The sequence below is a fragment of the Streptomyces sp. NPDC101166 genome (assembly GCF_044768125.1).
In the GTDB taxonomy this organism is placed as follows: Bacteria; Actinomycetota; Actinomycetes; order Streptomycetales; family Streptomycetaceae; genus Streptomyces.
In genome coordinates this window covers 1-2,003 of the sequence record NZ_JBIWPF010000069.1, presented here as the reverse complement: position 1 = coordinate 2,003, position 2,003 = coordinate 1, and the positions used below count along the sequence as shown (strand labels likewise).

Genomic DNA, 2,003 nt, shown 5'->3' with positions numbered 1-2,003 from the left:
CGAACGGGCCGTTCTTCCAGGCGGCCTCCAGTACCTCGTGCGCGTTGAAAGCCAGGCCCTCGTCCAGCAGACGTTGGGCGTAGTCGAGGGTTTCGGCCGGCGGCAGGTCCAGGTCATCGGGAATGCGGGGGATGCCCGAGCTGCCGAATGGGAGGGGTCGCCCAAAACGGTCACGAGGACGGGCATTCCGGGCACGGCCGTCGTCGTCGCGGTCCCGTCCGGCATCCTCTGGTGACTGCTGGGGCATGCTTCCCATGATTCCCCATGTCCCGTGTGCCCCGATCCACCCGGGGTACCCGAGCGGTGAGTGAAGGAATTCTCATATTTGAAATTCAATAGCCTCAAATTGGGGCTAATTTCTTGCAAATAATTTGCTGGCTAACCTTGCCGCAAATTTGCTGGTTGAAAACGAAAGAATGCGATCTCCTAATGACGAACCCTGCTAGGGTTTAGCGCGGGAACGGCCATCGGGGGCGCATTCCCATCGCGAAGTGCAGAGACAGGTTGTACGGAGCGTTTGCGTGCGACCCGCGGCGAGCCCGGTGATTCGTGTTTTCGAACGATCCCGCAGTCGCCAGGTTCTATGCCAGCAGGATTCCAAGCTTGACGCAGAAAAGGAGCTAGTACCGTGAAGGTGGATTTCACCGGCGCCGTTTGGCGCAAGAGCAAACACAGCGGCCCCAACGGCAACTGCGTGGAGGTCGCGTTTCTCCGCGACGGCAATGTCGCGGTCCGGGACACCAAGGACCACGGCGCCGGGCCGATCCTGGCTTTCACCCCGGGCGAGTGGGATGCCTTCGTAGCGGGTGTCTCCGACGGAGAGTTCAAGCGGGCCTGATCGCGGCCTGCGGGCGGCCTGCCGCGACCCCACCGGGAAAAACGAGAAGCCCCCGAGTCCCGGAGACTCGGGGGCTTCGCTCTGTCGAAGGCCGTGGGGGAGCGGTCAGCTCGAGCCGTGCCCATTGCCGGATTGTCCGTTACCTGACGCGTTCTGCTGTGCCCGCCGCAATACGGCCAGCTGGGCGTGTTCGGCCGCGCGCTCGTTGGCGGCGTTGAGGTCGCGTTCCTCCTGGGGATCGGCCCAGAAGAACGCGCCGGTGCCCGGGCTGCCGGCGATGCCGAGCTGGTTCATCTTCCGGGGGACGCGGGCGCCCTGATATTCCAGGGGGATCGGATGGCCGTGCTCGTCGACCGGGCCGAGCGGTTGATGCAGTTCGATGTACTCGCCGTGCGGAAGTCGCCGCACCACACCGGTTTCGATGCCGTGCTCGAGCACGCTGCGGTCGGCGCGCTGCAATCCGACGCACAGCCGGTAGGCCACGAAGTAGGCCAGCGCCGGGACGGTGAGCAGGCCGATGCGGAAGGCCCAGGTGGTGGCATTGAGCGAGATGTCGAACTTGAAGGCGATGATGTCGTTGACGCAGGCCAGGGTGAGGATCAGGTAGAAGCTCAGCGACATGGCCCCGATGGCGGTGCGCACCGGAACATCGCGCGGGCGCTGCAGCAGGTTGTGCCGGGCCCGATCGCCGGTGAGCCGTTTCTCGATCCACGGGTAGGCGATGATCAGTGTGAAGATCAGCGGCATGAACAGCGCCACCGAGAACGCGCCGGGCACGGTGTGCCCGAAGGGGTACGCCTCCCAGGCGGGGAACAGGCGCAGGAAACCGTCGGTCCACATCATGTAGAAGTCGGGCTGGGTGCCCGCCGACACCTGGGATGGGTTGTAGGGACCCAGATTCCAGATCGGATTGATCTGCAGCAGGCCACCCATGATGGCCAGCACGCCCAGGGTGAACGCGAAGAACGCGCCCTGGTCCAGCGAGAACACCGGAACGATGCGGGTGCCGATGACATTCTTCTCGGCGCGTCCCGGGCCTGGGTACTGCGTGTGCTTCTGGTACCAGACCAGCGCGATGTGAACCACGATGAGCGCCAGCATGATTCCGGGCAGCAGCAGCACGTGGGCGATGTAGAGCCGCGGAATGATGATGTTCCCCGGGAAG

General features: G+C 64.4%; 3 protein-coding genes. 1 reads left to right on the top strand and 2 read right to left on the bottom strand.

From position 1 onward, the window contains the following. The coding region (locus ACIRS4_RS36330; protein WP_404204248.1) for a DUF309 domain-containing protein at positions 1-247 on the bottom strand (247 nt) is incomplete at its 3' end. 381 nt (positions 248-628) lie between these two features. Here ACIRS4_RS36330 and ACIRS4_RS36325 point away from each other — a divergent pair. Next, on the top strand, positions 629-838 hold the full coding sequence (locus ACIRS4_RS36325) for a DUF397 domain-containing protein (RefSeq protein ID WP_357275290.1): 210 nt from the start codon (positions 629-631) through the stop codon (positions 836-838). 105 nt (positions 839-943) lie between these two features. Here the strand turns inward: ACIRS4_RS36325 and ACIRS4_RS36320 are convergent. Then, a partial coding sequence (locus tag ACIRS4_RS36320; RefSeq protein WP_404204246.1) for a cytochrome bc complex cytochrome b subunit occupies positions 944-2,003 on the bottom strand: 1,060 nt, incomplete at its 5' end.